Origin of the sequence: Streptomyces sp. NPDC002130 (genome assembly GCF_040296465.1) — a bacterium.
GTDB lineage: Bacteria > Actinomycetota > Actinomycetes > Streptomycetales > Streptomycetaceae > Streptomyces.
The window spans coordinates 21,438-44,947 of sequence record NZ_JBEOXI010000038.1; the positions used below are offsets into that span (position 1 = coordinate 21,438).

Annotated in this window: 19 protein-coding genes; 14 read left to right on the forward strand and 5 right to left on the reverse strand. The window is 71.1% G+C overall.

Translation table 11 applies throughout. The annotated features are described in order from the left end of the window. Window positions 1–52: 52 nt before the first annotated feature. The gene (locus ABT116_RS10085; protein ID WP_351630437.1) at window positions 53–1,159 is read right to left on the reverse strand and encodes an alpha/beta hydrolase-fold protein; all 1,107 of its coding nucleotides are present in this window, start codon (window positions 1,157–1,159) and stop codon (window positions 53–55) included. Window positions 1,160–1,252: 93 nt separating this feature from the next. Between ABT116_RS10085 and ABT116_RS10090 the strand changes: the two genes are divergently transcribed. From ABT116_RS10090 to ABT116_RS10100, 3 genes are read left to right on the forward strand one after another with little or no spacing between them, the layout of a single operon-like run. Beyond that, window positions 1,253–1,465 carry an MbtH family protein gene (locus ABT116_RS10090; RefSeq protein ID WP_104780493.1) on the forward strand — a complete coding sequence of 71 codons (213 nt, stop codon included), beginning with the start codon at window positions 1,253–1,255 and terminating at the stop codon, window positions 1,463–1,465. Between the two features lie 8 nt (window positions 1,466–1,473). Further along, window positions 1,474–3,048, forward strand: a complete 1,575-nt coding sequence (locus ABT116_RS10095; protein ID WP_351630441.1) for an amidohydrolase — start codon at window positions 1,474–1,476, stop codon at window positions 3,046–3,048. A 30-nt stretch (window positions 3,049–3,078) separates the two neighbouring features. Next, the gene (locus tag ABT116_RS10100) at window positions 3,079–3,600 is read left to right on the forward strand and encodes a GNAT family N-acetyltransferase (RefSeq protein ID WP_502983846.1); all 522 of its coding nucleotides are present in this window, start codon (window positions 3,079–3,081) and stop codon (window positions 3,598–3,600) included. On the opposite strand, the gene argB is transcribed toward ABT116_RS10100, so the two are convergent. Then, window positions 3,587–4,429 (reverse strand): acetylglutamate kinase, encoded by an 843-nt coding sequence (gene argB, locus ABT116_RS10105; protein WP_351630482.1) that lies wholly within the window; start codon window positions 4,427–4,429, stop codon window positions 3,587–3,589. The genes ABT116_RS10100 and argB overlap by 14 nt on opposite strands. Window positions 4,430–4,615: 186 nt before the next feature. Between argB and ABT116_RS10110 the strand changes: the two genes are divergently transcribed. Then, window positions 4,616–5,041 carry a hypothetical protein gene (locus tag ABT116_RS10110; RefSeq protein ID WP_351630443.1) on the forward strand — a complete coding sequence of 142 codons (426 nt, stop codon included), beginning with the start codon at window positions 4,616–4,618 and terminating at the stop codon, window positions 5,039–5,041. A 30-nt stretch (window positions 5,042–5,071) separates the two neighbouring features. Here ABT116_RS10110 and ABT116_RS10115 read toward each other — a convergent pair whose 3' ends face one another. The 3 genes from ABT116_RS10115 to ABT116_RS10125 are packed head-to-tail and all read right to left on the reverse strand — an operon-like array spanning window position 5,072 to window position 7,365. Further along, window positions 5,072–6,247 carry a threonine aldolase family protein gene (locus tag ABT116_RS10115; protein ID WP_351630446.1) on the reverse strand — a complete coding sequence of 392 codons (1,176 nt, stop codon included), beginning with the start codon at window positions 6,245–6,247 and terminating at the stop codon, window positions 5,072–5,074. 9 nt (window positions 6,248–6,256) lie between these two features. Next, window positions 6,257–6,895, reverse strand: a complete 639-nt coding sequence (locus ABT116_RS10120; RefSeq protein ID WP_351630448.1) for an ATP-grasp domain-containing protein — start codon at window positions 6,893–6,895, stop codon at window positions 6,257–6,259. Then, the gene (locus ABT116_RS10125; RefSeq protein WP_351630451.1) at window positions 6,847–7,365 is read right to left on the reverse strand and encodes an ATP-grasp domain-containing protein; all 519 of its coding nucleotides are present in this window, start codon (window positions 7,363–7,365) and stop codon (window positions 6,847–6,849) included. The genes ABT116_RS10120 and ABT116_RS10125 overlap by 49 nt, the downstream gene beginning before the upstream one ends. Before the next feature lie 396 nt (window positions 7,366–7,761). On the opposite strand from ABT116_RS10125, the gene ABT116_RS10135 reads away from it, so the two are divergent. The 10 genes from ABT116_RS10135 to ABT116_RS10180 all read left to right on the forward strand — a co-directional run. Then, window positions 7,762–9,792 carry an extracellular solute-binding protein gene (locus ABT116_RS10135; protein WP_502983847.1) on the forward strand — a complete coding sequence of 677 codons (2,031 nt, stop codon included), beginning with the start codon at window positions 7,762–7,764 and terminating at the stop codon, window positions 9,790–9,792. A gap of 62 nt (window positions 9,793–9,854) precedes the next feature. Continuing rightward, complete coding sequence (locus ABT116_RS10140) at window positions 9,855–10,814, forward strand: carbohydrate ABC transporter permease (RefSeq protein ID WP_351630454.1); 960 nt, start codon at window positions 9,855–9,857, stop codon at window positions 10,812–10,814. Continuing rightward, the gene (locus ABT116_RS10145) at window positions 10,814–11,692 is read left to right on the forward strand and encodes a carbohydrate ABC transporter permease (RefSeq protein ID WP_351630457.1); all 879 of its coding nucleotides are present in this window, start codon (window positions 10,814–10,816) and stop codon (window positions 11,690–11,692) included. Before ABT116_RS10140 ends, ABT116_RS10145 begins: the two co-directional genes overlap by 1 nt. 17 nt (window positions 11,693–11,709) lie before the next feature. Beyond that, the gene (locus ABT116_RS10150; protein WP_351630459.1) at window positions 11,710–12,681 is read left to right on the forward strand and encodes a glycoside hydrolase family 1 protein; all 972 of its coding nucleotides are present in this window, start codon (window positions 11,710–11,712) and stop codon (window positions 12,679–12,681) included. A 58-nt stretch (window positions 12,682–12,739) separates the two neighbouring features. After that, window positions 12,740–14,665 carry a glycoside hydrolase family 2 protein gene (locus tag ABT116_RS10155; RefSeq protein WP_351630465.1) on the forward strand — a complete coding sequence of 642 codons (1,926 nt, stop codon included), beginning with the start codon at window positions 12,740–12,742 and terminating at the stop codon, window positions 14,663–14,665. A gap of 88 nt (window positions 14,666–14,753) precedes the next feature. After that, window positions 14,754–15,779 (forward strand): LacI family DNA-binding transcriptional regulator, encoded by a 1,026-nt coding sequence (locus tag ABT116_RS10160; RefSeq protein WP_351630467.1) that lies wholly within the window; start codon window positions 14,754–14,756, stop codon window positions 15,777–15,779. A 227-nt stretch (window positions 15,780–16,006) separates the two neighbouring features. Beyond that, window positions 16,007–16,336 carry a hypothetical protein gene (locus ABT116_RS10165; protein ID WP_351630470.1) on the forward strand — a complete coding sequence of 110 codons (330 nt, stop codon included), beginning with the start codon at window positions 16,007–16,009 and terminating at the stop codon, window positions 16,334–16,336. Window positions 16,337–16,743: 407 nt separating this feature from the next. Next, a complete protein-coding gene (locus tag ABT116_RS10170; RefSeq protein ID WP_351630472.1) occupies window positions 16,744–18,333 on the forward strand; it encodes a TIGR02677 family protein in 1,590 nt (529 codons plus the stop codon). Continuing rightward, a complete protein-coding gene (locus ABT116_RS10175; protein ID WP_351630474.1) occupies window positions 18,333–19,670 on the forward strand; it encodes a TIGR02678 family protein in 1,338 nt (445 codons plus the stop codon). The genes ABT116_RS10170 and ABT116_RS10175 overlap by 1 nt, the downstream gene beginning before the upstream one ends. Next, window positions 19,667–23,510, forward strand: a 3,844-nt coding sequence (locus ABT116_RS10180; RefSeq protein WP_351630477.1) for a TIGR02680 family protein, incomplete at its 3' end; no start/stop codon positions are given. The genes ABT116_RS10175 and ABT116_RS10180, both read left to right, overlap by 4 nt.

The following is a 23,510-nucleotide window of genomic DNA, read 5'->3' on the forward strand; positions in this document are numbered from 1 at the left end:
GGCGCGGGGAACTGCGCGACCGGCCCCCACGCACCCGCACCCGACAACGGCGCTACGCGCGAAGCGCCCAGCCCACATCCCTGAGCAACGCATGGCGCCATCCGGCCCGGTCATGCCCCGACGCGGACCGGGACACCCGCACGGTCGCCCCGGCCCCTTCCACCAAGCCCTCGGTCACCTCACAGTGGGGCAGCATCCGGTCCTCGTGCTCCCCGACGTCGAACGCGACCCGCAGCCCCGACAGATCAACCCCCGCCCGCAGCCGCTCGGCGATCACACCGCCGACCGGGCCCCCCAACGGATCAGCCGCCCGCAGGGCATCCGGCGTCCACCAGAACGACCCCGACTGACACGCGACCCGCGACACCAGCCCGGGAAACTCCAGCGCCGCCCACACCGCACTCAACCCCCCGAGGCTCTGCCCGGCCACCACCAGCCGCTCCAGATCGGCGGGTGTCCCCGACTCCGCCACCAGCGGCAGCAGTTCGTCCCGCACGGCCTCCCACAGCTCTGGCCGGCACGCGAACTCACCGACACGGTCCTTGGCCGGCAGAAAGACCAGCGTGACCGGCGGCACCTCACCCGCAGCCACGGCCGAGTCGAACGCGGTCACAGCCGGATGCAGATACAGCCAGTCGTCCCCGTCGAGCAGCAGCACCATCGGCCCACCGCCCCCCGCCGGATGAAGCCGCACCGTACGCCGCCCGCCGAGGCGTTCACTCGCCCAGCGGATCCGGGCCCGCGGCACGGGCAGCACCGCATCGGCCCCCACGACCGGCCAGTGCGGCTGCTCCCCGGCATCCGGAGTCGCGACGATGGACCGGTCCCCGCCCGCCCCGGCCGGGTTGAACGGGTCGGCGTGGAAGGCGTCTTCCGTCACGAACCGATACGTCACCCGCAGCCGCGCGGGCATGCGCACCTCGGCGTACCAGCAGTCGGTGTGCTGCCAGCGGCGCAGGGCAACCGGCTCCGACCAGCTCTCGAACTCGATGGTCACCGGCGACGACCCGCGCCACAAGAACAGGGTCACCCAACCGCCGCCCTCGGCGGGCACCGATGAGGGTGCCCCCACAGCGGCCCAGAACGCGGCACTGCCGGGCGCGCCCGGCAGTCCGAACCCGGCGAACGCGTCCTGACCGTCGGCCGCCGCCACGCGCATGAACGTCTCCTTGTGAGAGGGAAGGGCCAAAGGCTAAGCTCCGTCAATTAGGCGAGCCTAACCTAATCTTGACCCTCCGAGGAGGCAGCGCGCATGAGCACCAACCCCTTCGACGACAACGAAGGCCGTTTCCTGGTCCTGGTGAACGACGAGGGGCAGCACTCCCTCTGGCCGTCCTTCGCCGAGGTGCCCGGGGGATGGACGATCGCCTTCGCCGAGAACACCCGCGAGGCCTGCCTGGAGTACGTCGAGACCCACTGGACTGACCTGCGTCCCACGTCCCTTGCCGCCTCCCAGGACGCCTGATCCCGCCGATGCTGTGCACCAGGCTGACCAACGCCCGTTTCCTCACCATGGATCCGGACCGTCCGGTCGCGCATGACCTGGGCATCTGGCAGGGCCGGATCGTGGGCCTCGACGAGGCGGTGACCTCCCTGCCCGCCCGGGAGGTCGTCGACCTGCAGGGCGCCACGGTACTGCCGGGGTTCATCGACGCCCACGTCCACCTCGCCTGGACCGGGTTCAAGCAGAACACCCCGAGCATCGCGGGCCGCACCCGCGTCGACGACGTGCTCGCGGCCGTGGCCGAGGCGGTCGCCCGCACCCGGGCACCCGGCGACTGGGTGAGCATCGCCGGCTACGACCAGCGGGCGCTCGGCCGTCACCTCACCGCCGCCGACCTCGACAAGGTCAGCGACGGACGCAAGCTCTACCTGCTGCACGACTCCGGACACGGCTGCGTGGTGAACACCGCCGTCCTGGACCTGCTGCCCGCCGGCATCCCGCACGAGAACGGCTTCCTCGCCGAACAGGCCATGGGCGCCGCCCGCGCCCTGCGCCTGCCGCACTCCCAGGAGGACCTGGCCGAGGCGATCGGCCGCGCGGCCCGCACCTGCCTGGCCGAGGGCGTCACCGCCTGCGCCGAAGCGGGCATCGGCGGCACCCTCTTCGGCCACAGCCCGGTCGAACTCGGTGCCTATCAACTCGCCCGCGACAAGGGTCTGTTGCCGCTGCGCGTCCAGCTCATGGTGTCCGCGGACCGGCTGCGCCCGGTCACCGCGCACGAGAGCGACGGCATCCCGCGCGCCCTCGACCTCGGCCTGCGCACCGGGTTCGGCGACGACCGGCTCTCCGTCGGGGCGCTGAAGGTGTGGACCGACGGCGGCATGATGGCCCGTACGGCCGCACTGACCAGCCCGTACGAAGGGCTCGACCACGCCGGGCAGTTGCAGGACGACCCTGAGGTCCTCACGAGCCTGATCGTGGACGGCCACCTCGCCGGCTGGCAGCTCGCCGTGCACGCGATCGGCGACCGCGCGGCCGACGTGGCCTTGGACGCCCTCGAACGCGCCCAGCGTCTGCGACCGCGCCCCGGGGCACGCCACCGCATCGAACACGCCGGGCTGATCCGGCCCGACCAGCTCCCGCGCTTGGCGCGACTGGGCGTCAGCGCGGTCGTCCAGCCCAACTTCCTGCGCTGCTTCGGCGACGACTACGCCTCGATCATGGGCGAGGAACGAGCACCCTGGATGTACCGGGGCCGGGCCTTCCTGGACCACGGCATCCCCCTCGTGGGCAGCTCCGACCGGCCGGTCGCCGACGGATCGCCCCTGCGCGCCGTCCAGTTCATGGTCGAACGCGCCTCGGCCTCCGGGCAGCCCATCGGCCCGGACGAAGCCATCACCGTCGACGAGGCCCTGCACGCCCACACCGTCGCCGGTGCCCGCGCCTGCCACTGGGACGACCGCCTGGGCAGCCTCACCCCCGGCAAACACGCCGACCTGGTCGTCCTCGGCGACGACCCCCGGCGCGTCGACACCTCCCGCATCGGCGACATCGAGGTGGTGGAGACGTACGTGGACGGCAGCCCGAGCCGCCCGCGCGACTGATCCCCGGTCCGGAACCGAGGAAGGAACCCCTTGACCACGGCCATGCCGCGCCCTGCCGCGCTGCCACGCGCCCTTGACGCACCGACGCCCGCTCTGCGCACCGCCCGCCCGGACGAGGCCGCCGCCCTCGCCGCCCTGTCCCGGCCCTTCGTGCGCTCGGGCGCGCTGCGCGAACGCCCCGTCTCCCTCTACGCCGCCCACGCGGCCGACTTCCTGGTCCTTCAGGCCCCTGACGGCACGCTCGACGGCTGCGTGGGCCTGCGCGCGTACCCCGCGGACGTGCGGGAGGAGGACGAACTCGCGGGTGTCGTCTACAACTTCTGCGTGGCAGCACACCGGCAGGGGAGCGGAGCGGGAGCCGGGCTCTTACGCGCGGTGCTCGTCACGGCGCGCGCCCGGTCGCTCGGCGCCCTGTTCACGGCGACCACCGGGAGCGCCGGACTGTTCCTCCGTCACGGCTTCACGCCCACGACCGCGCACCATGCGCCGCGGACCTGGGCGCAGTCCCTGGACCCGCGGCGTGACGCACGCGTCCTGATCAGGACCTGGTGACGGCGTCGGGCACCACGGTGGTGCCCGGGCTGGTCTCGGCGAGGACGCTGCGCAGCACCGCGTGCGGCACGCGCCCGTCCACCACGTGCGCCTTGCGCACCCCGCCGCGGACGGCCCGCAGACAGCCCTCCATCTTCGGCAGCATCCCGCTCGCCAGCCCGGGCAGCAGTCCGTCCAGCGCGCGGGCCGTCAGACGCCCGATGACCTCGGTGCTGTGCGGCCAGTCCGCGTACAGCCCCTCGACATCGGTGAGCATCACCAGCCGCTCCGCGTCGAGAGCGACGGCGAGGGCCGCCGCCGCGAGATCGGCGTTCACGTTGTAGACCTGCCCGTCCGCGCCGCGGGCCACGGGGGAGACGACGGGGATGTGGTCCTGCTCCAGCAGTGCGCGGACCATGGCCGGGTTGACGTCCACGACGTCGCCGACGAGGCCGATGTCCACGGTCTCACCGTCCACGCGGGCCTGGCGCCGCACGGCCGTCATCGTGTGCGCGTCCTCCCCGGTCAGACCCACCGCGAACGGACCGTGGGCGTTGATGTGACCGACCAGCTCCCGCTGTACGCGACCGGTCAGCACCATGCGCACCACGTCCATGGTCTCGGGTGTGGTCACCCGCAGTCCGGCCTCGAACCGGGTCTCCAGTCCGAGCCGGTCGAGCATCGCGCTGATCTGCGGCCCACCGCCATGCACGACGACGGGCCGAAGGCCCGCGTGCCACAACTCCACGATGTCCTGGGCGAAGGTCAGTTGAAGCTCCGCGTCCACCATGGCGTTGCCGCCGAACTTGACGACGACCACGCTGCCCCGCAACCCCTCGGGCCACGGCACCGCCCAGACGAACGGATCCCCTTCTCGGGCTGCTGTCACGCTCACGCGGTCACTCCGTTCCGGTCCGGCCGCCCGGGAGTTGGATTAACTTAGCCTAACCTAACTCGGAGAGGTGTATCCGGTCCAGATCAGGCAGAGCCGAGCGAAGTTCCTCGCCGCGCAGAAGGCGGAAAAGGGGTAACACACATGGTCCTGATGGGCGCGTTGCTCGCCGTCAGCACGGTCACCGCGGTGGTGGGCGTCGTGGTGATCCTCATCCTGCTGAGCCACCCGCCGCTGCCTCTGCCGAAGGTCTACGCGCTCATCGCCCTGATCCTGTTCTCCCTGGCGGTGGCGCTGTACTGCTACGGCTGGTTCTCCGTCAGCCTGGGAGGTCCCTTTCCCGAACTGTGCAAGAGCCAGAACGACGCCGGAGCCGAACTGGCGGCCGTCAAGCAGCAGTACTGGCCCCTTCGCAGCGCCTGCCTGTACTCCGACGGGTCCACCGTGGAGTACGTCTCGATGTCGATCAACGTGACCGTGTGCCTGCTGGCGGGTTCCGGCCTCGTCCCGGCCGGCACCTCCGTATTCCTGCGCCGGCGTGTCGGACAATCTCCTGGAGCCACTTCGTGAACGCCAAGTTCGGGGGCCTCCTGTGCCGCTCTAGGCGGGCTCTTTCCCCAGCGCTTCGATCGTCTCCTCCATTTCGCGGACCTTGCGGCGCAGTCGCACCAGTTCCTCGCGCTCGGCCGTAGTCAGCGCACCCGCCGGCCCTCGGCCTCGCTCCGCCGCCAGCTCCTCCGCGATCGCCGCCGCGAACGCGTCCACGTCGGCCTCGGTGGTGTCGAAGGAGGTCATCCAGCGGACCTCACCGGCCTGCTCGTCCCAGGTGTAGAAGCGGAAGCGCTTCTGGAGACGCTCGGTGACGGCCGGCGGCAGGACGGCGAAGATCTGGTTGGCCTGCACCGGGCGGGCGATCTCCAGGCCCGGCAGGTCGCGCACCGCCTCGTACAGCCGCTGGGTCATCGCGTTGGAGCGGGCCGCCGAGCGCAGCCAGAGGTCGCCGCCCAGCAGCGCCTCGAACTGCACCGACATGAAACGCATCTTGGAGCCCAGCTGCATGCTCGTCTTGCGCAGGTGGGCCATGCCGCGCACCGCGTCCTCGTTGAGCACGATCACCGCCTCACCGAAGAGCAGCCCGTTCTTGGTGCCGCCGAGCGAGAGGACGTCCACGCCGACGTCGGTGGTCATCTCACGCAGGGACACGCCGAGGGTGGCGGCGGCGTTGGCGAGCCGGGCGCCGTCCAGGTAGACGAGCATGCCGCGGTCGTGCGCGTGGTCGCAGATCGCACGGATCTCGTCCGGCGTGTAGCAAGTGCCGAGCTCCGTGGACTGGGCGATCGAGACGACCTTGGGCCGGGCCCGGTGCTCGTCCTCGAAGCCCCACGCCTGACGGTCGATCAGCTCAGGGGTGAGCTTGCCGTCCCACGCGGGCACCGTCAGGAGTTTGATCCCGGCGACCTTCTCGGGCGCCCCGCCCTCGTCGACGTTGATGTGGGCCGACTCGGCGCAGACCACGGCCTCCCAGCGGTCGAGCATGGTCTGCAGCGCCACCACGTTCGCGCCGGTGCCGTTGAAGACAGGGTACGTGTGCGCGGTGGGGCCGAAGTGGCCGCGCACCACTTCCTGGAGGCGCTCGGTGTAGACGTCGGCGCCGTAGCTGACCTGGTGGCCGCCGTTGGCCAGGGCGATCGCCGCGAGGATCTCGGGGTGCGCACCCGCGTAGTTGTCGCTGGCGAAGCCGCGCTCGTCCGGGTCGTGTCGTCGCTGTACGGTCATGGTGCTCGCCTACCTGTCTCGGTCGTAGGGGTGTGACACATGTGGTCCGGACGGGCGCCGGCCGGTCCGCTCAGGCCGGCGCCGGCTCCGTCCGCGCGCGGGCCTTCTCCAGGCCGCGCACCAACGGCGGCGCGGCGAGCCCGAGCAGGGCCCGGCGAACTGCTGGAGCCCGCGCTCCAGAGAGAACACCGCCTGGTACTCCCCCTGCCGGCCCGCCGGGACGAGCCCGAAGGACAGGCCCCAGCTCGCCGACGCCTGGTACAGCTCGCCGAGGACGAGCACCAGCGCACCGCCCAGCAGGGCCGCGCTGTCCAGGAGCGCGCCGTGCCCCCCGCTCACCGCGAAGACCAGGCAGGACGCCCCCAGCGCCCACCCCGCCCAGCGCAGCATACGTGCCGCTCCCGACGGAGTGACGGCCACCCTGGGCAGGCTGACGCCGGTCACGATCCGCAGCAGCTCCACGGTCCGGTCGCTCGGCAGCCGGGCACCGATCTCGATGAGCACCGGGCCGTCTGCGGTTAGGCGCAGTTCGCAGTGGAAGGGGCCGCTGGTGATGCCGACGGCGCGGACGACGTCGCCGACGTACGCCTCGACGTTCTTCAGGGTGGCGTCGTCGACGAGCGCCGGGGTGAGGTGGCCCAGCTCCACGAAGTCGGGCTCGGGGCCGAGCAGCGTGCGGCTGAGGGCGACGACGGTGACTCGCCGCTCTCCAGGACGTAGCCGTCGGCGCTGAACTCGGGGCCCTGGACGTACTCTTCGACGAGCACCGAGTGCTCGTGCAGCTTGCCCATGTCGGGCTCCGGGTCGGGCACGAGCCGCTGGAACGCGGCGGTGAGCTGGCCGAGGTCGTCGGCGCGGCTGACGTGGATGCTGCCGGAGCAGGCGACCGGCTTCAGCGCGCAGGGGAAGCCGACCCGTTCGGCCGCGGCGCGCAGTTCGGCGTCGGTGGTCGCCTGGGCGAAGCGCGGGGTGCGCAGCCCGGCCTCCGCCACGGCGGCTCGCATGACGCTCTTGTCCCGGACCCGGTCGACGGCCGCCACGGGCAGGCCGGGCAGGTCCAGCGCCGCGGCGACGTGCGCGGTCGCCGTCACGTAGATGTCGGAGCCCGGGAGCACCACCTCGAACGGCTCGGCCCGGTGCAGTTCCGCAAGCGCCTAATCGACTCCCGGAAGCGACCGAACGCCTTCGTGAGAATTCTCAGCGGAGAGACGTCCCACTCGGCCGGCTCCGGCCCGGGCGGACAGGGCATGCCGTCGCCGCCGGTCGCCTCGGGCGAGGTCGGCCGCGGGTGACTTCAGAGTCTCGGGCGGGTCACAGAAAGTAGAGCCGGCTCAGTGGCGTGCTCTCCGTCGGCGGCGAGCTGATGGGGTCGCCGTCCGGCGTCACGGCTCCGCCGTCGGGCCGGTTGCGCACCATCCCGGCCCTCCGAGGCCGACGATGTCGCAACGCCCGCTTCGCACCCCCGCTGCGAGGTCACGGTCACCTCGCTGCACCGGGCGGAGGGCAGGCGTGCGATGGACGTCCTGCTGGACGCACCACAACGGCCGGATGCCGTCTTCTGCTTCAGCGACGAGCCGGCGCTCGGCGCCCTGCGGGCCATCCTCCAAAGGGGCCTGCGGGTCCCCCAGGAGATCGCCGTGGTCGGCTTCGACGACATCGAGACGGCGCGTTCACCACCCCTTCCCTCACCACGGTCTTCCCCGACAAGCACCAGATCGCCACCAGCGCCCTGCAATGCCTGGCCGACCGCGTGTACGGCCGCCTGCGGCATCTGTCGGCGCGCCAGGTCATCGCGGCACATCGCCTGGTCATCCGTCGGCGAGGCGAGGACGCAGCCGGACGGACGCCCGGTCAGCAGGCCGACGGGGTCACGGGAGGATGGCCCCACAGGGGCAGTGCTCACGTTGAAGGAAGCTTTACCCGAACCCCATTCAGCATCAGCCACCTGCCGTGACCGCAGCGGTTCGCCCTCCCCTCAACCCGCCATTGATCGCGCTTCGCCGCAGCTCAGCAAGGTGCCTCGCCGAGCGGACGGCGAAAAGCGCACCAAGGGCGCCCATCTGCCCCCTTCTCCGTCTTTGCCAATCGTGGATTTACAACGTTTACCGAGCGGCAGTATCAATACGTCCGACGCCCAGCCAGTGTCCGGCGGCGTCTCTCCAATCAGCCTCGACGGCATGTGGCGGCAAGGGACGGCCGCACTCGACAGAGGAGAAGTCGTGGATTCGACCTACTCGACCCTGCGCATGCGCAGGACCAGGCGGCTCGCCTGCGCCACCGCGGTACTCGGCCTGGCCCTGAGCGCCTGTGCGGGGCAGGGAGCCGCACAGAACACCGGCGGCTCGGCCAAGGCGGGCGGCACGGTGACCCTGAAGTTCTGGAACGGCCTGACCGGCGGCGACCGCCCGACGGTCGACAAGCTGATCGCCGAGTTCAACGCCGCCCACAAGGACATCAAGGTCCAGTCGGACGCGATGCCCTGGGACGTCTTCTACCAGAAGCTGCTGACCAGCGTGAGCTCCGGCAACGGCCCGGACATCGTGGCCATGGACGCCGGTCAGATACCGAAATACGCCCACAGCGGTGTGCTGCAGCCGGTCGACGACTTCTACAACGCGGACAAGACCGTCGCCTCCAAGCTCGTACCGGCCGCCGTGCAGGCCTCGGAGTTCGACGGCAAGAACTACGGCGTGCCGACGGAGACCGCGCCGCTGCTGCTGTACTGGAACAAGACCCTGTTCAAGAAGGCGGGCCTGGACCCGAACAAGCCGCCGTCCACCTGGTCGGAGTTCGAGCAGGACGCGGCGAAGCTGACCAAGGACCGCAACGGCGACGGCAAGCCCGACACGTACGCGATCGCGCTGGCCGACCACGAGACCATCCCGATGTACCCGGTCCTGCTGTGGCAGGGCGGCGGCGGTGTCGTGAGCCAGGACGGCAAGCGGGCGATGCTGGACGACCCGGCGACGGTGGCGGCCGTCAAGCACTGGGTCGGCCTGGTGCGCGACCAGAAGATCTCCCCCGTCGGCCTCGGCGGCGCGGACGCGGACAAGCTCTTCCAGACCCAGAAGGCCGCGATGGAGATCGTGGGTCCCTGGGACACGACCACGTTCACCCAGTCCCACGTCGACTACGGGGTGACCATGCCCTTCGCCGGGCCGAAGGCACAGGTCACCTCCGCGGGCGTCACCTCGTTCGCCCTGACCTCCACCAACCCGGCGGTCAAGAAGGCGGCCCACACCTTCTTCTCCTGGTGGAACAGCAAGTCCTCGCAGATCACGCTGGCCAAGGGCACCGGGTTCCCGGTCAACCGAACCGATGTGACGGCGGCCGACCTCAAGGGCCACCCCTACCCGATCGCCTTCGGCTCCCCGCAGGTGCTCAAGAACTCCCAGCCGTTCCTGGCGGGTCTGATCAACGGTCCCGTGATCCAGGACCAGATCTTCTACCCCGCCCTGCAGCGCATCCTCAACGGCAAGGGCAGCGTCGAGTCGGTGCTGAAGCAGGCCAACGCCGCCGTGCAGAAGGAGCTTGCGACCAAGTGACCCGCCGGCGGAGCCGGGCACGGGCCCCGGCTCCGCCTGCCTCCGCGCCGATGAGGTGAACGATGTCCCTGCAGATCACGTCACAACCCCCCGTCACGCGCGCCGATCGCGCGTCGGCACGGAGGGGACGGCCGTCGGTCCGGCTGTCGTACCGCGGCCGTCAGGCCCGCGCGGCCTGGCTGTTCCTCACCCCGAGCCTGGCGGTCCTCGCCGTGTTCGTGGTGTGGCCGATGTTCCAGGCGGGCTACCTGTCCTTCACGAGCTACAACCTGGTACAGGCCGCACAGTGGGTGGGCCTCGGCAACTACCAGCACATGCTGCACGACCCGCAGGTGTGGAACGCGCTGGAGAACACCTTGGTCTACGCGGCGGTCAGCACGCCGGTCAGCGTCCTGCTGGCCCTGGCGCTGGCCCTGTTCCTCAACCGGGCCATGGCTCTGCGCGGTTTCCTGCGCTCGGCCGTCTTCCTGCCCTTCGTGGTGTCCCTCGGTGTCGTCTCCATAGCCTGGTCGTTCCTGCTCGACCCCAACATCGGCCTGCTGACCGACTGGCTGTCGCACCTGGGCGTCACCACCCAGCAGGGGTACCTCCAGGACCCGTCGACCGCCATGTACGCGGTCATCGCGGTCGGCATCTGGAAGAACGTCGGCTTCTACATGATCATGTACCTGGCCGGACTGCAGTCGATACCCGGCGAGTTGTACGACGCGGCGCGCGCCGACGGCGCGAACGCCTGGCAACGCCTGCGCAACGTCACCTGGCCCCTGCTGGCCAACCAGACGATGCTCATCACGATCATGGCGGCGATCGGCACCCTCCAGGCCTTCGACCAGATCTACGTCATGACCCACGGCGGTCCGTTCTTCCAGACCGAGACGCTGGTGATGTTCACCTACCGCGTCGGGTTCGAGAACAACCAGTTCGGCTACGCGGCGGCCGTCTCCTGGGTGCTGCTCCTGCTGGTCTTCGCGCTGTCGATGGTCCAGTTCACGTACTTCCGCAAGCGAGTGGTGACCTTCTGATGGCAACTGCCCTGCACACACCCGCACCCGCCCTTCGCCCTCACGACCAGGGCACCCGGACACTGGCCAGGATCTGGCGCGTGGCCACCGTCGTCGCGGCGGTCGCGATCGCCTTCGCCGTCCTGCTGCCCATCATCTGGATGCTCTTCGCCTCCTTCCGCCCCGAACAGGACATCGTCACCAATCCGCCGACGCTCCTACCGCGCGCGTTCACCCTGGCCAACTACCGGGAGATCTGGCACGCGCTTCCGTTCGCCGAGTTGTACCGCAACACGATCGTCTTCGCGGGATCGGTCACCGTGATCTCGCTGTGCTTCGACTCCATGGCCGCGTACGCGCTGGCCCGCCTGGAGTTCAAGGGACGCAACGCCGTCTTCGTCATCATCCTCGTGATGCTGATGCTGCCCTTCCAGATCACGCTGGTGCCGCTGTACGACCTGCTGAACAACCTGCACCTGGTCAACACCTTCACCGGCATGATCGTGCCGCGGGCGACCAACGCGTTCGGCATCTTCTTCATGCGGCAGTTCTTCCTCTCCCTGCCCAGGGACATGGAGGAGGCCGCCCGTATCGACGGCGCCTCGGAATGGCGCATCTACTGGCAGGTGATCCTGCCGCTGGCCCGTCCCGCGCTGCTGACCCTCGGTCTGTTCCACTTCCAGTACAACTGGAACGACCTGCTGTGGCCGCTGATCATGACGTCGGACAACAGCCACGCCACCATTCCGGCGGGCCTGTCCCTGTTCATGGGCCAGCACGTCACCCAGTACGGCATGTTGATGGCCGGTGCGGTGCTCTCCCTTGTCCCGGTGATCCTCATGTTCCTGCTCATCCAGCGCAGCTTTGTGCAGGGCATCGCCACCACCGGCATCAAATGACCCCTGAGGACACTGCCTTGACCCCCTGCTTTTACAACGGCCGGCTGCACTTCGCCGTCGGCATCGAGGACACCTTCGTTCCGCAGGAGGGCGTGGGCCGTCGCAAGCTCGACGACGCCGTCGCGGCCTACGCGGCCACGGTCGCCGAGCGCTACTCCGGCTCACTGGACATCTGGACGCCGCTCAACGAACCCGTCATCAACGCCGTCTACTGCGGGGAAAGGGGAACCTGGCCGCCGTACCTGCGCGGTGACGACGGTTTCGCCAAGGTCCTGACGCGACTGGCACGCGGCATGATTCTCACCCAGCGGCGCATCGCGGAGGTGCAACCGTCGGCCACCTTCGTCCACGTCGACGCCGGGTTCCGCTGGACCGGGGCGTGGCCGCCGGGAGAACGCGAACACCTCGAGGAACGCCGCTTCCTCGGTCTCGACCTCGTCCTCGGCCGCGTGGACGAGGCACACCCGATGCGGAACTACCTGACCAGGCACGGCGTCACCGACACCGAGCTCGACTGGTTCACCGCCAACGCCGTCACGCCGGACGTCATCGGCGTCAACTACTACCCCGCCTTCACCACCGCCGAGCGTGCTGCGGGGACCGGAACCGTGCGACCCGTCGAGGCGGGAACCGCGGGCCTGACCGACCTGCTGCACCGCTACGCCGACCGCTACGAACAGCCGCTCTTCCTGACCGAGACCAGCCGCGGCGGACCGGTGGACGAACGCCTCGCCTGGCTCGAGGAAAGCGTCGAAACCGTCCGGCGGTTGCGGGCCGACGGCATGCGGCTGGTCGGCTACACATGGTTCCCGTTCTTCGCCCTCGTCGACTGGCTCTACCGCGAGTCCAAGCAGCCGGTGGACCACTGGCTCGTACAGATGGGTCTGTACGACCTGGAGCGCGACGCGGGCTCAGTCCTTCCGCGCCGGGCCACCGGTCTGGTCGACCGCTTCCGGGCCCTCGCGGCACAGAACGCCGCGGAACGGTGAGCCGACGGGAACAGCAGACCCCGGCACACACGACACAGACATCTCAGGAGCGAGGACAGTGAGCACACAATCGGTGGCGGACGACGGCCTCTACCCCCGGCCCCAGTTGCGCAGGGCGGAGTGGACCGACCTCAGCGGGCCGTGGGGCTTCGCCCACGACGACACCGACGAGGGGAGGGACGCCGGCTGGCACCGCGATCCGGCCCCGTTCGACCGCACCATTACCGTCCCGTTTCCCCCGGAGTCCCCCGCGTCGGGCATCCGCGACACCGCGCACCACCCAGTCGTCTGGTACCGCCGGACGCTGCGGTCGCCGGTCGGCGAGGGCTCCGGTCGCCGTGTTCTGCTGCACTTCGGAGCCATCGACTACCGGGCGTCGGTGTGGGTGGACGGCACCCACGTGGGCGATCACGAAGGCGGCATGACGCCCTTCTCCTTCGACGTGACCGCCGCGCTGACGGCGGGCGCGGACGAGCACACCGTCGTCGTCCGCGCCGAGGACCTGCCGTCGGACGCCGCGCAGCCGCGCGGCAAGCAGGACTGGCAGGAAAGCCCGCACGTCATCTGGTACCACCGCACGACGGGCATCTGGCAGCCCGTGTGGCTGGAGGCCGTCTCCGACACGCACGTCGCGGAGCTGTGCTGGACCTCCGACATCGCCGACGCCTCGGTCCGGCTCGAAGCCGTTCTCCGCCGCCCCGCCACCAGGACCGACGGTTCACTGGTGATGCGGGTCCGCCTGCGTCTGGGGGCGGAGTTGCTCGCCGAGCAGTCCGTCGTCGTCACGGACGACACCGTCATCATGGACATCGCCGTTCCGGCCCTGCGCAACGGTCAGGACCGCGACCGGCTGCTGTGGTCACCGCAGTCTCCCACCCTGGTAGACGCCGACATCACCCTTGTGACCCGCGACGGGCAGGGGGCGGAACGCCCTGTGGACGAGGTGGCCGGCTATCTCGGCATCCGCACGGCGGGGACCGCCGACGGCCGGTTCCTGCTCAACGGCCGCCCGTACTACCTGCGCATGGTCCTGGAACAGGGTTACTGGCCCGAATCCCACCTGGCCGCCCCCGGGCCCGAGGCGCTGCGCCGCGAAGTCGAACTGATCAAGGAACTCGGCTTCAACGGCGCCCGTCTCCACCAGAAGGTGGAGGACCCCCGCTTCCTGTACTGGTGCGACCGGCTCGGTCTGCTGGTCTGGGGCGAGATGGCCGGCGCGTTCGCGTTCGGCCCGGAGGCGGTGCGCCGGCTGACGACCGAGTGGATGGACGTCGTCCGCCGGGACCGCGGCCACCCCTCGGTGGTGACCTGGGTGCCGTTCAACGAGAGCTGGGGCGTTCAGGACATCGCGCACTCGCCCGCCCAGCGCGCCTTCGTCGAGGGAGTCGTCCGGCTGACCCGCGCACTCGACCCGTCCAGGCCCGTCATATCCAACGACGGCTGGGAGATGACCGACAGCGACATGTGGACCATCCACGACTACGCCGGCACCGGGGAGGAACTGCGGGCCCGCTACCACTCCGCGGCGGCGGTCGACGCGATGCTCACCGACGGCCGCCCGGGAGGCCGCAGGGTCGTCCTCAGCCCCGACCCCCGGGATGCGCGTGGCGGACGCCCGGTACTTCTCACCGAGTTCGGCGGTCTCAGCTACCGTCCTGAGGGCGGGGAGTGGTTCGGCTACTCGACGGTGACCTCGCCGTCCCAGCTGCGCAGCCGGCTCGACGAACTGTTCCGGGCGGTGACCGACTCCGCGCAGCTCGCCGGGTTCTGCTACACGCAGCTCACCGACACCGAGCAGGAGACCAACGGCCTGCTCACCGCCGAACGGCAGGCCAAACTGCCCGTCGAGGAGATCCGACGCATGGTGGAGCGCCCCTCGGCCGCCATGCCCACCGAGGCCCTCGAACAGCACCGTCAGGAGGTGGAGGAGGCCAACGCCGACGACGTCAGGCGCAGTCCCCAGCCCGACGCGTCAACGTTGTAGGCTGCTCTTCCTCCTCCGACGGGATCGACGGAGGGTGCGATGGGTCGGGGCAGCTGTGGCGATGCCCCTCTGGTAAGGAGAGCTGGCAATGGGGGTCCGCCTCAAGGACGTCGCCGAGCACGCGGGTGTGTCCATCAAGACGGTTTCCAACGTCGTACGGGGTGAAATCCACGTATCGGAAGCCACACGTGAACGCGTGCTCCGGTCCATCTCCGAGCTCGGCTACCGCCCCCACCCGTCCGCCCGGCACCTCAGGACAGGACGCAGCGGCATCCTGGCCCTGGCCGTGCCGGACCTGGTGGCTCCCTACTTCGCCGAGCTGGCCGCGGCGGTGATCGCCGCGGCCAAAAACCGCTCGTACACGGTGCTGATCGAGGAGACCGGTGGCGACCCCGAGGAGGAGCTGCGGATCGCCTGCGGTCTGGGTTCCTCACTCATCGACGGTGTGCTGCTCAGCCCGCTCCGCCTCGACCAGGCGGCCCTGGCCTCCCGCCGGCGCCGGATACCGCTGGTCCTCCTCGGCGAGCGTGACTACGACCTGCCGGTCGACCACGTGCTGATCGACAATGTCGCCGCCGCGCGGGAGGTCACCACTCATCTGCTGGCACTGGGGCACGGCCGCGTGGCGGCGATCGGCGCCCAGCGCGGCGCCGCCTCCGCCACCGCCCACCAGCGCGTGCGCGGTTACCAGGAGGCCCTGTACCAGGCCGGCGTCCCGTACGACCCCGCTCTGACGTGCGAGGTGCCGGCGTACCGGCTTGCCGATGGCGTACGTGCCATGCAGCGGCTGCTGCACCTGCCTCACCCACCGGAAGCGGTGTTCTGCTTCAACGACCTGCTGGCGGCCGGGGCCGTACGGGCCGCCGCCGACCGTGGCCTGCGCGTCCCGCAGGATGTGGCGATCGCCGGGTTCGACGACGTCGAGTTCTCGCAGTACCTGGTGCCTTCCCTGACCACGGTGGCACCCGACAAGACAGAACTCGCCCGGCTGGCCGTCAGCGCGCTGCTGCGACGGATAGACGGCGACGCGCAGGAACCCCCCGCCGTGCTCTACGCCGGTCACCGGCTCGTCGTTCGCGAGAGCAGCGGCGGGCGGGACGCCGACCGGAGCTGATCCCGAAGGCCCAGCCGGCCCGGCAGGAGGCGGTGTGGGTCGGGTTCTTCCTGAAACCGTCCAGGACGAAATCAGCGTGGCGTCGGACGACCGGCTCGGTGAACTGGACCGGCTGTGGTCCTCGGCCGGCGTCCACCACCTGCCCGACCGCGAACTGGTAAGCCGTCACTACGCGGTGTGCGGCGCTTGCGGGCGTTACAGGGAGGCCACCGGGCCGTGGATCCCACGTGCACCGCCTGCGCGCCGTGTCCACCGCCGCGCCGCGCCGGTACATCGAGCCCGCCTACGGCTTCGTGGCCGCACGCGGGCCCCAGCGCCGTCCGGGACAGGCCCCGCCGCGCCGGTCCTGGTACGGCGACGTCCGCATGTTCACCGCCACCGCCGACGGGATGGTTGTCGTCTCGGAGGGGCCGGGCGGCGCAGGCTACGAGATCCGCGACTGGTGCGGCTGGGGCCGTCGTCACGCCGAACTGTTGAGTCGTCGTGAGGCCATCCAGCTACGTGCCCGAGTTTTGGCATGGCGTGCTCACGTGACGGGCTCTCAGTGCGGTCCGTAGCGCCGTTCCGTACCCTGGTCCAGCCTCTTGGTAAACTCAGTAATCGGTCAGCATCGATGCCGCCGTACAGCAGGTGGTAAATCATCGTGAATCCGGCCGTTGTAGGGTGAAACCGCCTTTGACCTGCAACAACAGGCAGAGAGCCGATCAGCAGGAGCGCCCCAATCCTGCGTACTCTGTTCACGTCCAAGATCTAGCGTTTGGGTGTTTTTCGCAGGTCAGAGCCGTAATTGCCACGTCCCGGTCAGCAAGTGGTCAGCATCAGTGCTTGTTCGGTCTTGACGCCGACGGCCATCAGCCGTGGTGGGGTCGGTTGCTGATGCAGTGGCGCGGGATCGGTCGGCATGAGCGGCCGGATTTTCTAACTCTTCTCCGGAGTGTCAGTGGCCGTCCGTAGGCTCGACGACATGGAGGGGAACGAGGGCAAGGCCTCACACGGGGAGGAAGTCGGTGCCGACGCCTGGCAGCGACTGACTGCGTACGCCTACCTCAGCGCGCCCGAGCGCCTGGAGTACGTCGCCGTGATGCGGGTGTTCTGCGGCACGCTGCTCGCCGACCTGTCGGTACCCGACCTTCTCGCCAGGCTGGCTGAGACGGACGGCCCGGGGGCGGCGCTGGACGCCGAAACGCTCACCCGCAGGCTCGAAGAACTCGTGCGCTGGGGCAATCTCCTGCGCAGCACGCACACCGTCAGAGTGGCCAGCATCACCGAATACCAGCGCTCGCGTTCCCGCTACCAGCTGTCGAAGCTGGGCGAGCGCGTACAGCGGGACGCGGACGAGGTACTCGCCGGGGCCGACGCGGCACGCGAGGTCAGCAGCGAGCTGCTGGCCCTCGTCGACCGCGGCCTGCGGGAGATCGCCGCCATGGCCGCGGCGCCGGGCGGCGCCGATCCGCAGCAGGCGCTGGAGCGGATCAGCACGCTCTTCGTGCAGTTCGCCGAATTCGCCGAGTCTGTCCGGGACTTCTACGCCTACCTGGGCCAGGTGCTGGCGCGCTACGACCTCGACACGGTCGAGTACCAGGGGTTCAAGGACCTGCTGCTCGACTATGTGGAGGCCATCACCGAGGACGTCTCCTTCCGGGCCCCGCGCATCGCGGCCCACCTGGACTCCATCTGGCCGCACCTGCCCGCGCTGCTCGCCCGGATCGACGCGCACGCGGCGGGCATCGGCGCGCTCGCCGACGGACTGCCGGAGACGCGCGTGCAGCGCAGCCGCGGACGCGACCGCGCGGACTGGGAGGGGCTGCGTGAGTGGTTCACCGTCACCGGAGGGCACTCCAGCCAGGTGGATCAGCTGCGGGACGCCACCCTGCGTGCCCTGCAGTCGCTGCTCGCCAACGCCAAGCGGATGCTGCGTTCGGCCTCCGGTGAGATGTCCCGGCGCAAGGACCTGCTGCGGCTCGCGGCCTGGTTCGACGCCGCGGAGCCGGACGAGGCCCACGACCTGGCGGTCGCCGCCTTCGGGCTCTACGGCGCACGCCACCTGGGGGTGGCGCCGGATCCCGACCGGTCCGTGCCGGCGTATGTGAGCTGGTGGACGGGACCCGCCGTGGAGGTTCCGGTGGCGCTGCGCGAGCGCGGCAGCAGGGCACCGCGCGGACGCGCCGCGGCTGCCGAGGACCACTCCGCGCAGAAACGCCGCCTCGTGGAGCAGGCACGACAGCAGGCCGAGGCCCGCCAGGCGGCGGCGGACGAACTGCGCAGCGCCTCGGGCAGGTTCGAGCAGGTGCGCCTCAGCGCACCGGCGATGCGACTGCTGCTGGAGCTGCTGACGACCGCCCTCGGCAACGCCCAGCTGCACACGGACGCCCACGACTTCCTGCTCGAGGGCGCCCAGGCGGCCGACATGGACCTCGGCATCCGGCTCACCGCGTGGCGTACTCCCGGCAGGTCGACGGTTCTCAAGTCCGTGGACGGTGACCTGACGGCGGATGATCTCACCGTCGCCGTCGACAGCGCGTCCGGGCCCGCGGTGGGGGAGGCAAGCGCCTGATGCCCCTGCCGTCCGCGCATGACGTCGCCCTCGCGGCCGAGCGCCGCACCGCCGCCCGGCTCCTGCTGGCCCACCCCCTGGTCACCAGCTCCGGACCGCACAGCGACGCCTTCCCGCTCATCAGGCGCCATGCCGACTGGCTGGCCCAGCGCTTCCAGCAGGTCTTCGGATACCGCCTATTGGTGGAGGCGTCGTACGCCCGGCTGTTCAAAGCAGGTCTCGGCACGGGCTCGGGCCACCGCCTGGAACGTCCCTCGACCGGAACGCCGTTCAGCCCACGGACGTACGCCTACCTGGCCCTCGCCCTGTCGGTCCTCGTCACCGCCCCGGAACAGCTCCTGCTCTCCCAGCTCGTCGCCGACCTGCGGGCCGCGGCGGTCGACGCCGGCATCGAGATCGCCGACACGGGACGACAGGCCGAGCGGCGAACCCTCGCGGCCGCGCTGCGGCAACTCGTCGACTGGGGCGTTCTCACGGAGACGGACGGCCAGGTCGCGGCCGTCGCCGAGGAACGGGGCGGGGAGGCACTGCTGACCGTGGACCGCGAGATCGCGCGCGTCGTCGTCGCCGGCCCGCTCGCCCAGAGCCGCGACGGCGCGGACCTCGTACGCCGGGCCGCCGACCCCGGTTTCGGAGGGCCGCGCACCTACGTCCGTCGGCGTCTCGTCGAAACCCCCGTCGTCCACCTCGACGACCTCACCGACACCGAGCGCGAATGGCTGCGCACCCGGCAGCGGCGTGAGGCGCAGGCGTTCTCCGAACTGCTCGGCCTGGAAGCGGAGATCCGCGCCGAGGGCATCGCCCTGGTCGACACCGAGGACGAACTCACCGACCTGCACCTGCCGGGCACCGGGACGGTCGCACAAGCCGCGCTGCTCCTCCTGGAGCGGCTGGTCGACCGGCTGCGTCCCGAAGAAGCCGGGCATCCGGCGGTCGGCGGACAGCTGGTCATCGGCGTACCCGTTCCGGACGGGCTGCTGCCCGAACTGCTGGACGACCTGATCGAGGAGTACGGCAGGCGCAGCAGCTGGCAGCGCGGCCACCTGGAGAACCGGGACGGGTTCCTCGCGGCCGTACTCGACCTCCTCGCCCGGATGCGTCTGATGGCTCCGGCCGGGCCCGTGCGCGCGGAAGGCCACGGCCTGCCCGAGGGATACGAACAGACGGTGGCCGACGGCCGCTCCGTCACCGACGTCTCCCGGGCGCGCGGCCAAGGCGGTTCGGACGGAGGCTGGATCCTGCTCGCCGCGGCCGCCCGGTACGCCACCACCGTGGCGGTCAAGCCCCGTACCGACCGGTCCCCGGCGGACGACGACCCCGAGGAGCCCTCCCGATGAACCGCCCGCCGGCCCCGCACCGCTACCGACTGCACCGCGCGGGCATCCGCAACGTCTGGCAGTACGACGAGCAGGAGTTCACCTTCGGAGAGGGGCGCCTGCTGCTGCGCGGCAAGAACGGCGCCGGCAAGTCCAAGGCCCTGGAGATGCTGCTGCCCTACCTCCTCGACGGCGACGCCCGCGCGCTGGACGCCACGGGAACCGGACGCACCACCCTTCCCTGGCTGATGCTCGACGGCTTCGGGCAGACCAACCGGCTGGGCCACCTGTGGCTGGAGTTCGCGCGCACGGACGAGGAGGGCAACGACCACCACCTGACGATCGGCGCGGCCATCCGCGCCTCCCAGTCGACCAAGACCGCGAAACCGTTCTTCTTCACCACGCGGCTGCGGGTCGGAGAGCAACTGGACCTCGCCCCCGCCGGGCAGCCACTCCCCGTCGACCGGCTCAAGTCGCTCGTCGGCTCCGAGAACGTCACCGACCGCGCGGCCGAGCACCGGGCCAGGGTCGCCCGCGAACTGTTCGGCCTCACCGACCCGGCGCGCTACCGCAACCTGCTGCACCTGCTGCACCGGCTGCGACGCCCCACCATCGGCGACCGCATCGACTCCGGCGGACTGGTCTCGGTCCTCGCCGAGACCCTGCCCGCCCTCGACGACGAGGTCGTGGAGAAGGTGGCCCGCAGCCTGGACGACCTCGACTCGGTCAGGGCCTACCTCGGGCGTCTCGAACGCACCGACCAGGCGTTGCGCGCCTTCCTCACCGACTACCGCGGCTACCTGCACGGGGTGCTGCGCCGCCGCACGGGCCAGGCGAGCGGTGAGCTCGAGCAGCTGATGGCGCACCGCAGGTCCGCGGGCGACGCGGCGCGCAACGCCGACGGCCTCCGCGAACGCGAGCAGGAACTCGGCGCCCGCATCGAGGCACTCGAGGCCGAGTCGAACGCCGCCGCGACGGACCTGGCGGCGCTGCACGCGAGCGCCGGATACCGCGGCCTGACGGAGCTCGGGGAGAAGCGCGCCACCGTCACCGCCCTGCACAGCGCGGCCGCCGTCGCCTTCAAGGCCGTCCGGCAGGCGCACGGCAACCAGGAAGAGGCAGGACAGCGTCTCACCGCGGATGCCGGACGGCTCGGTGGAGAACTCGTCGAGCTGAACACCATGTACGGCGAACTGGTGCGGGAGGCAGAGCGATCCGGGCTTGACCCCGTGCACCTGGGGGAGCCCGTGGCGACCCCCGGCGCACCCGTCGCGCCCGCCACCACAGCCGAACTGACCGCACCCGACGGCGACTTCCACCTCGTACGGCACAGTGCGGTGCTGGCGGTCGACACAGAGACATGCGCGGCCGCGCTGCACGCCTGGGACGAACGGCTGGACGCCGCCCAGCCGGTGATCAGGAACCGTGCCCGGTTCGTCACCGAACTCGCCGCCCTCATCGAACAGTCGGACGAGGCCCGAAGGGAGGCCGCCGAGGCCGACGCGGCCCGGGAGCGCCTGGAGGAACAGGCGGAACACGCGCGCAGCCGGACCGAGCAGCGGCTACGGGAAACCGTGCACGAGTCCGAGGCGTACGCCCTCGCGGCTACAGCCTGGAGCGAGCGGCTGCGGGAATCCACCGGGGTGCCCCAGGACGCCCTGCTCGCCCTGGTCGCGCCGGAGCCGGCAGACGGCCCCCTGCCCGCGCAGACCCCCGAGGCCGTGGCCGAAGCGGCCCGTTCGGCCGTCGACCCCTGGCTGGCGGCACTGGGCGCGGAGCGCGACGACCTCTCCCTGGCCGTCCGCGAACGGGAGACGGAACAGGACCGCCTCCGGCGGCAGCGCGAGGACTGGGAACGCCACACCGACCCCGAGCCCCCGCCCCCGTCCCACCGCACGGCTCCCCGCACACCCGGCACCGGAGCCCCCCTGTACCGCCTGGTGGACTTCGCCCACGACGTGGGACCGGACGCGCGGGCAGGGCTGGAAGCCGCGCTGGAGGCGAGCGGCCTGCTCGACGCCTGGGTGCGCGCCGACGGCACCGTCCTCGACCCGGCCACGCGGGACACCCTTCTGGTCCCAGGAGCACCCGTGCCCGGGGAGACGCTCGCCCGGGTGCTGCGCCCGGTCGCCGCGCCGGGCAGTGGTGTGACGGCGGAGCAGGTCGAGCGGGTGCTGGAGGCGGTGGCTCTGGCCGGCGGCGGGACACTCACCGCCGAACCCGACACCGGAGGCGTGGGCGTGGGCGTGGGCGTGGCGGAGCCGCACACCGCGATCGGTACCGACGGCTCCTGGCGGCTCGGCATCGCCCACGGCCGCCACACCAAGGAGGCCGCCGAGTACGTGGGCGCCGAGGTGCGTGCCGAGACCCGCCGCCGTGCCCTGGCGGATCTCGACCGCCGACTGCTGGACCTGGAGGAGGAGCTGGCGGAACGCAGGCGCGGTCTGCGGATCGTCACCGAGCACCGCGAACTGGTCGCGGACACCCTGCGCCGCCCGCCCCCGGCCCGTGGACTGACGGACGCCTGGGCTCGTACCGCCGAGGCCGAGCGTGCCGCCGAGACCCTCGCCTCACAGGCGTACACCGCAGCCCGCGAGGCGGAACAGGCACGAGCCCGGGCAGTCGTCGCCCGGCGCGAGGCCGAGGCCACGGCAAGTGCCCACGACCTCCCGACGGACCCGGTCGCGCTCCAGACGGTCCGGCTGGCCCTGGACCGCCTCGGACAGGGGGCGCAGCGGCTGCGCCGACGGGTCGGCGCGGTCCTCTCCGCCGCCGACGGCCACCGCGCAGGCCGCACGGACTACGAGCGGGCCGAGTCGGCGCGCCGGGAAGCCGAGTCCGACTACGCGGAGCCCCTGGCTCGCCTGGAAGCCGCCCGCCGCACCGTCCGTGCCCTGGAAGAGGCTCTCGGCGCCACGGAGCAGGAGGTCCTGGCCCGCGAGGCCGAGACGAAACGCCGCCTGGACGCCGTCGGACGCCAGCTCCCGGGCGCGCGAAGGGACATGGCCGACGTACACGACCGGAGAGTACGTGCGGAAGAGGACGAGCGGACGCGCCGCGAGGCACTCGCCACGCAGGAGGCCGAGGTGCTGGCCTGCGGCAGGAGACTGCGGACGGCTCTTTCCCTGCCGGGCGTGCTGAGGGGAGCGGGCCTCGACGCCGGTGCCCACGCGGAGCCTGGCGGCGATGCCGATGCCGACGCGGACCGAGGGGCGCTGAAGTCCCTGGACCCCGTCCACCACGATGTGCGGGAGCGCATCGCGGCGATGCGCCGGCTGGTCGACGCAGTGCGCCGCGGCTTGGATGCCGAACGCCGGGACATCTCGGACACCACCCTCCTCAACCGTCACACCGAACTGCGCGACCAGCTCTCCGGCGGCTACGACGCGACGATGGAGGAATGCGAGGGCATCAAACTGTGCCGCCTCGTCGACGACCACGGCCCGCACGACATCGCCGCGGTCGGCGAGCGCATCGCGGCCGAGGCCGCCGAGGCCCGTGACCGTCTGACGGAGCGCGAACGGGACGTCTTCCAGCGCTTCCTGACCGGAGAGCTGGGCGACCACCTGTCCTCGCAGGTGCTGGCCGCGAGCACCCTGATCGCCGCTCTCAACACCACCCTCGCCACCATCCGCACGTCACACGGCCTCGGCGTCACCCTCGACTGGAGCCTTGCCGACGGCGTGGAAGCGGACGTCAAGGCAGCCGTGGACCTCCTGCGCAGCCCCTCCGGCCTGCGCACCCGCGAACAGTCCGAGCAACTCCGCGACGTCCTCCAGCGCCGTATCGAAGACGCCCGCCGCGCCGACCCGGCCGCCGGCTACGCGGCCCACCTGAGGACCGCCCTGGACTACCGCGACT

Coding starts and splice junctions, on each gene's coding strand:
- ABT116_RS10135 (WP_502983847.1), top strand. CDS start 7,762: ATGGACGTCCTGCTGGACGCACCACAACGGCCGGATGCCGTCTTCTGC.
- ABT116_RS10085 (WP_351630437.1), bottom strand. CDS start 1,159: ATGCGCGTGGCGGCGGCCGACGGTCAGGACGCGTTCGCCGGGTTCGGA.
- ABT116_RS10110 (WP_351630443.1), top strand. CDS start 4,616: ATGGTCCTGATGGGCGCGTTGCTCGCCGTCAGCACGGTCACCGCGGTG.
- ABT116_RS10090 (WP_104780493.1), top strand. CDS start 1,253: ATGAGCACCAACCCCTTCGACGACAACGAAGGCCGTTTCCTGGTCCTG.
- ABT116_RS10175 (WP_351630474.1), top strand. CDS start 18,333: ATGCCCCTGCCGTCCGCGCATGACGTCGCCCTCGCGGCCGAGCGCCGC.
- ABT116_RS10170 (WP_351630472.1), top strand. CDS start 16,744: ATGGAGGGGAACGAGGGCAAGGCCTCACACGGGGAGGAAGTCGGTGCC.
- ABT116_RS10095 (WP_351630441.1), top strand. CDS start 1,474: ATGCTGTGCACCAGGCTGACCAACGCCCGTTTCCTCACCATGGATCCG.
- ABT116_RS10145 (WP_351630457.1), top strand. CDS start 10,814: ATGGCAACTGCCCTGCACACACCCGCACCCGCCCTTCGCCCTCACGAC.
- ABT116_RS10115 (WP_351630446.1), bottom strand. CDS start 6,247: ATGACCGTACAGCGACGACACGACCCGGACGAGCGCGGCTTCGCCAGC.
- ABT116_RS10160 (WP_351630467.1), top strand. CDS start 14,754: ATGGGGGTCCGCCTCAAGGACGTCGCCGAGCACGCGGGTGTGTCCATC.
- ABT116_RS10140 (WP_351630454.1), top strand. CDS start 9,855: ATGTCCCTGCAGATCACGTCACAACCCCCCGTCACGCGCGCCGATCGC.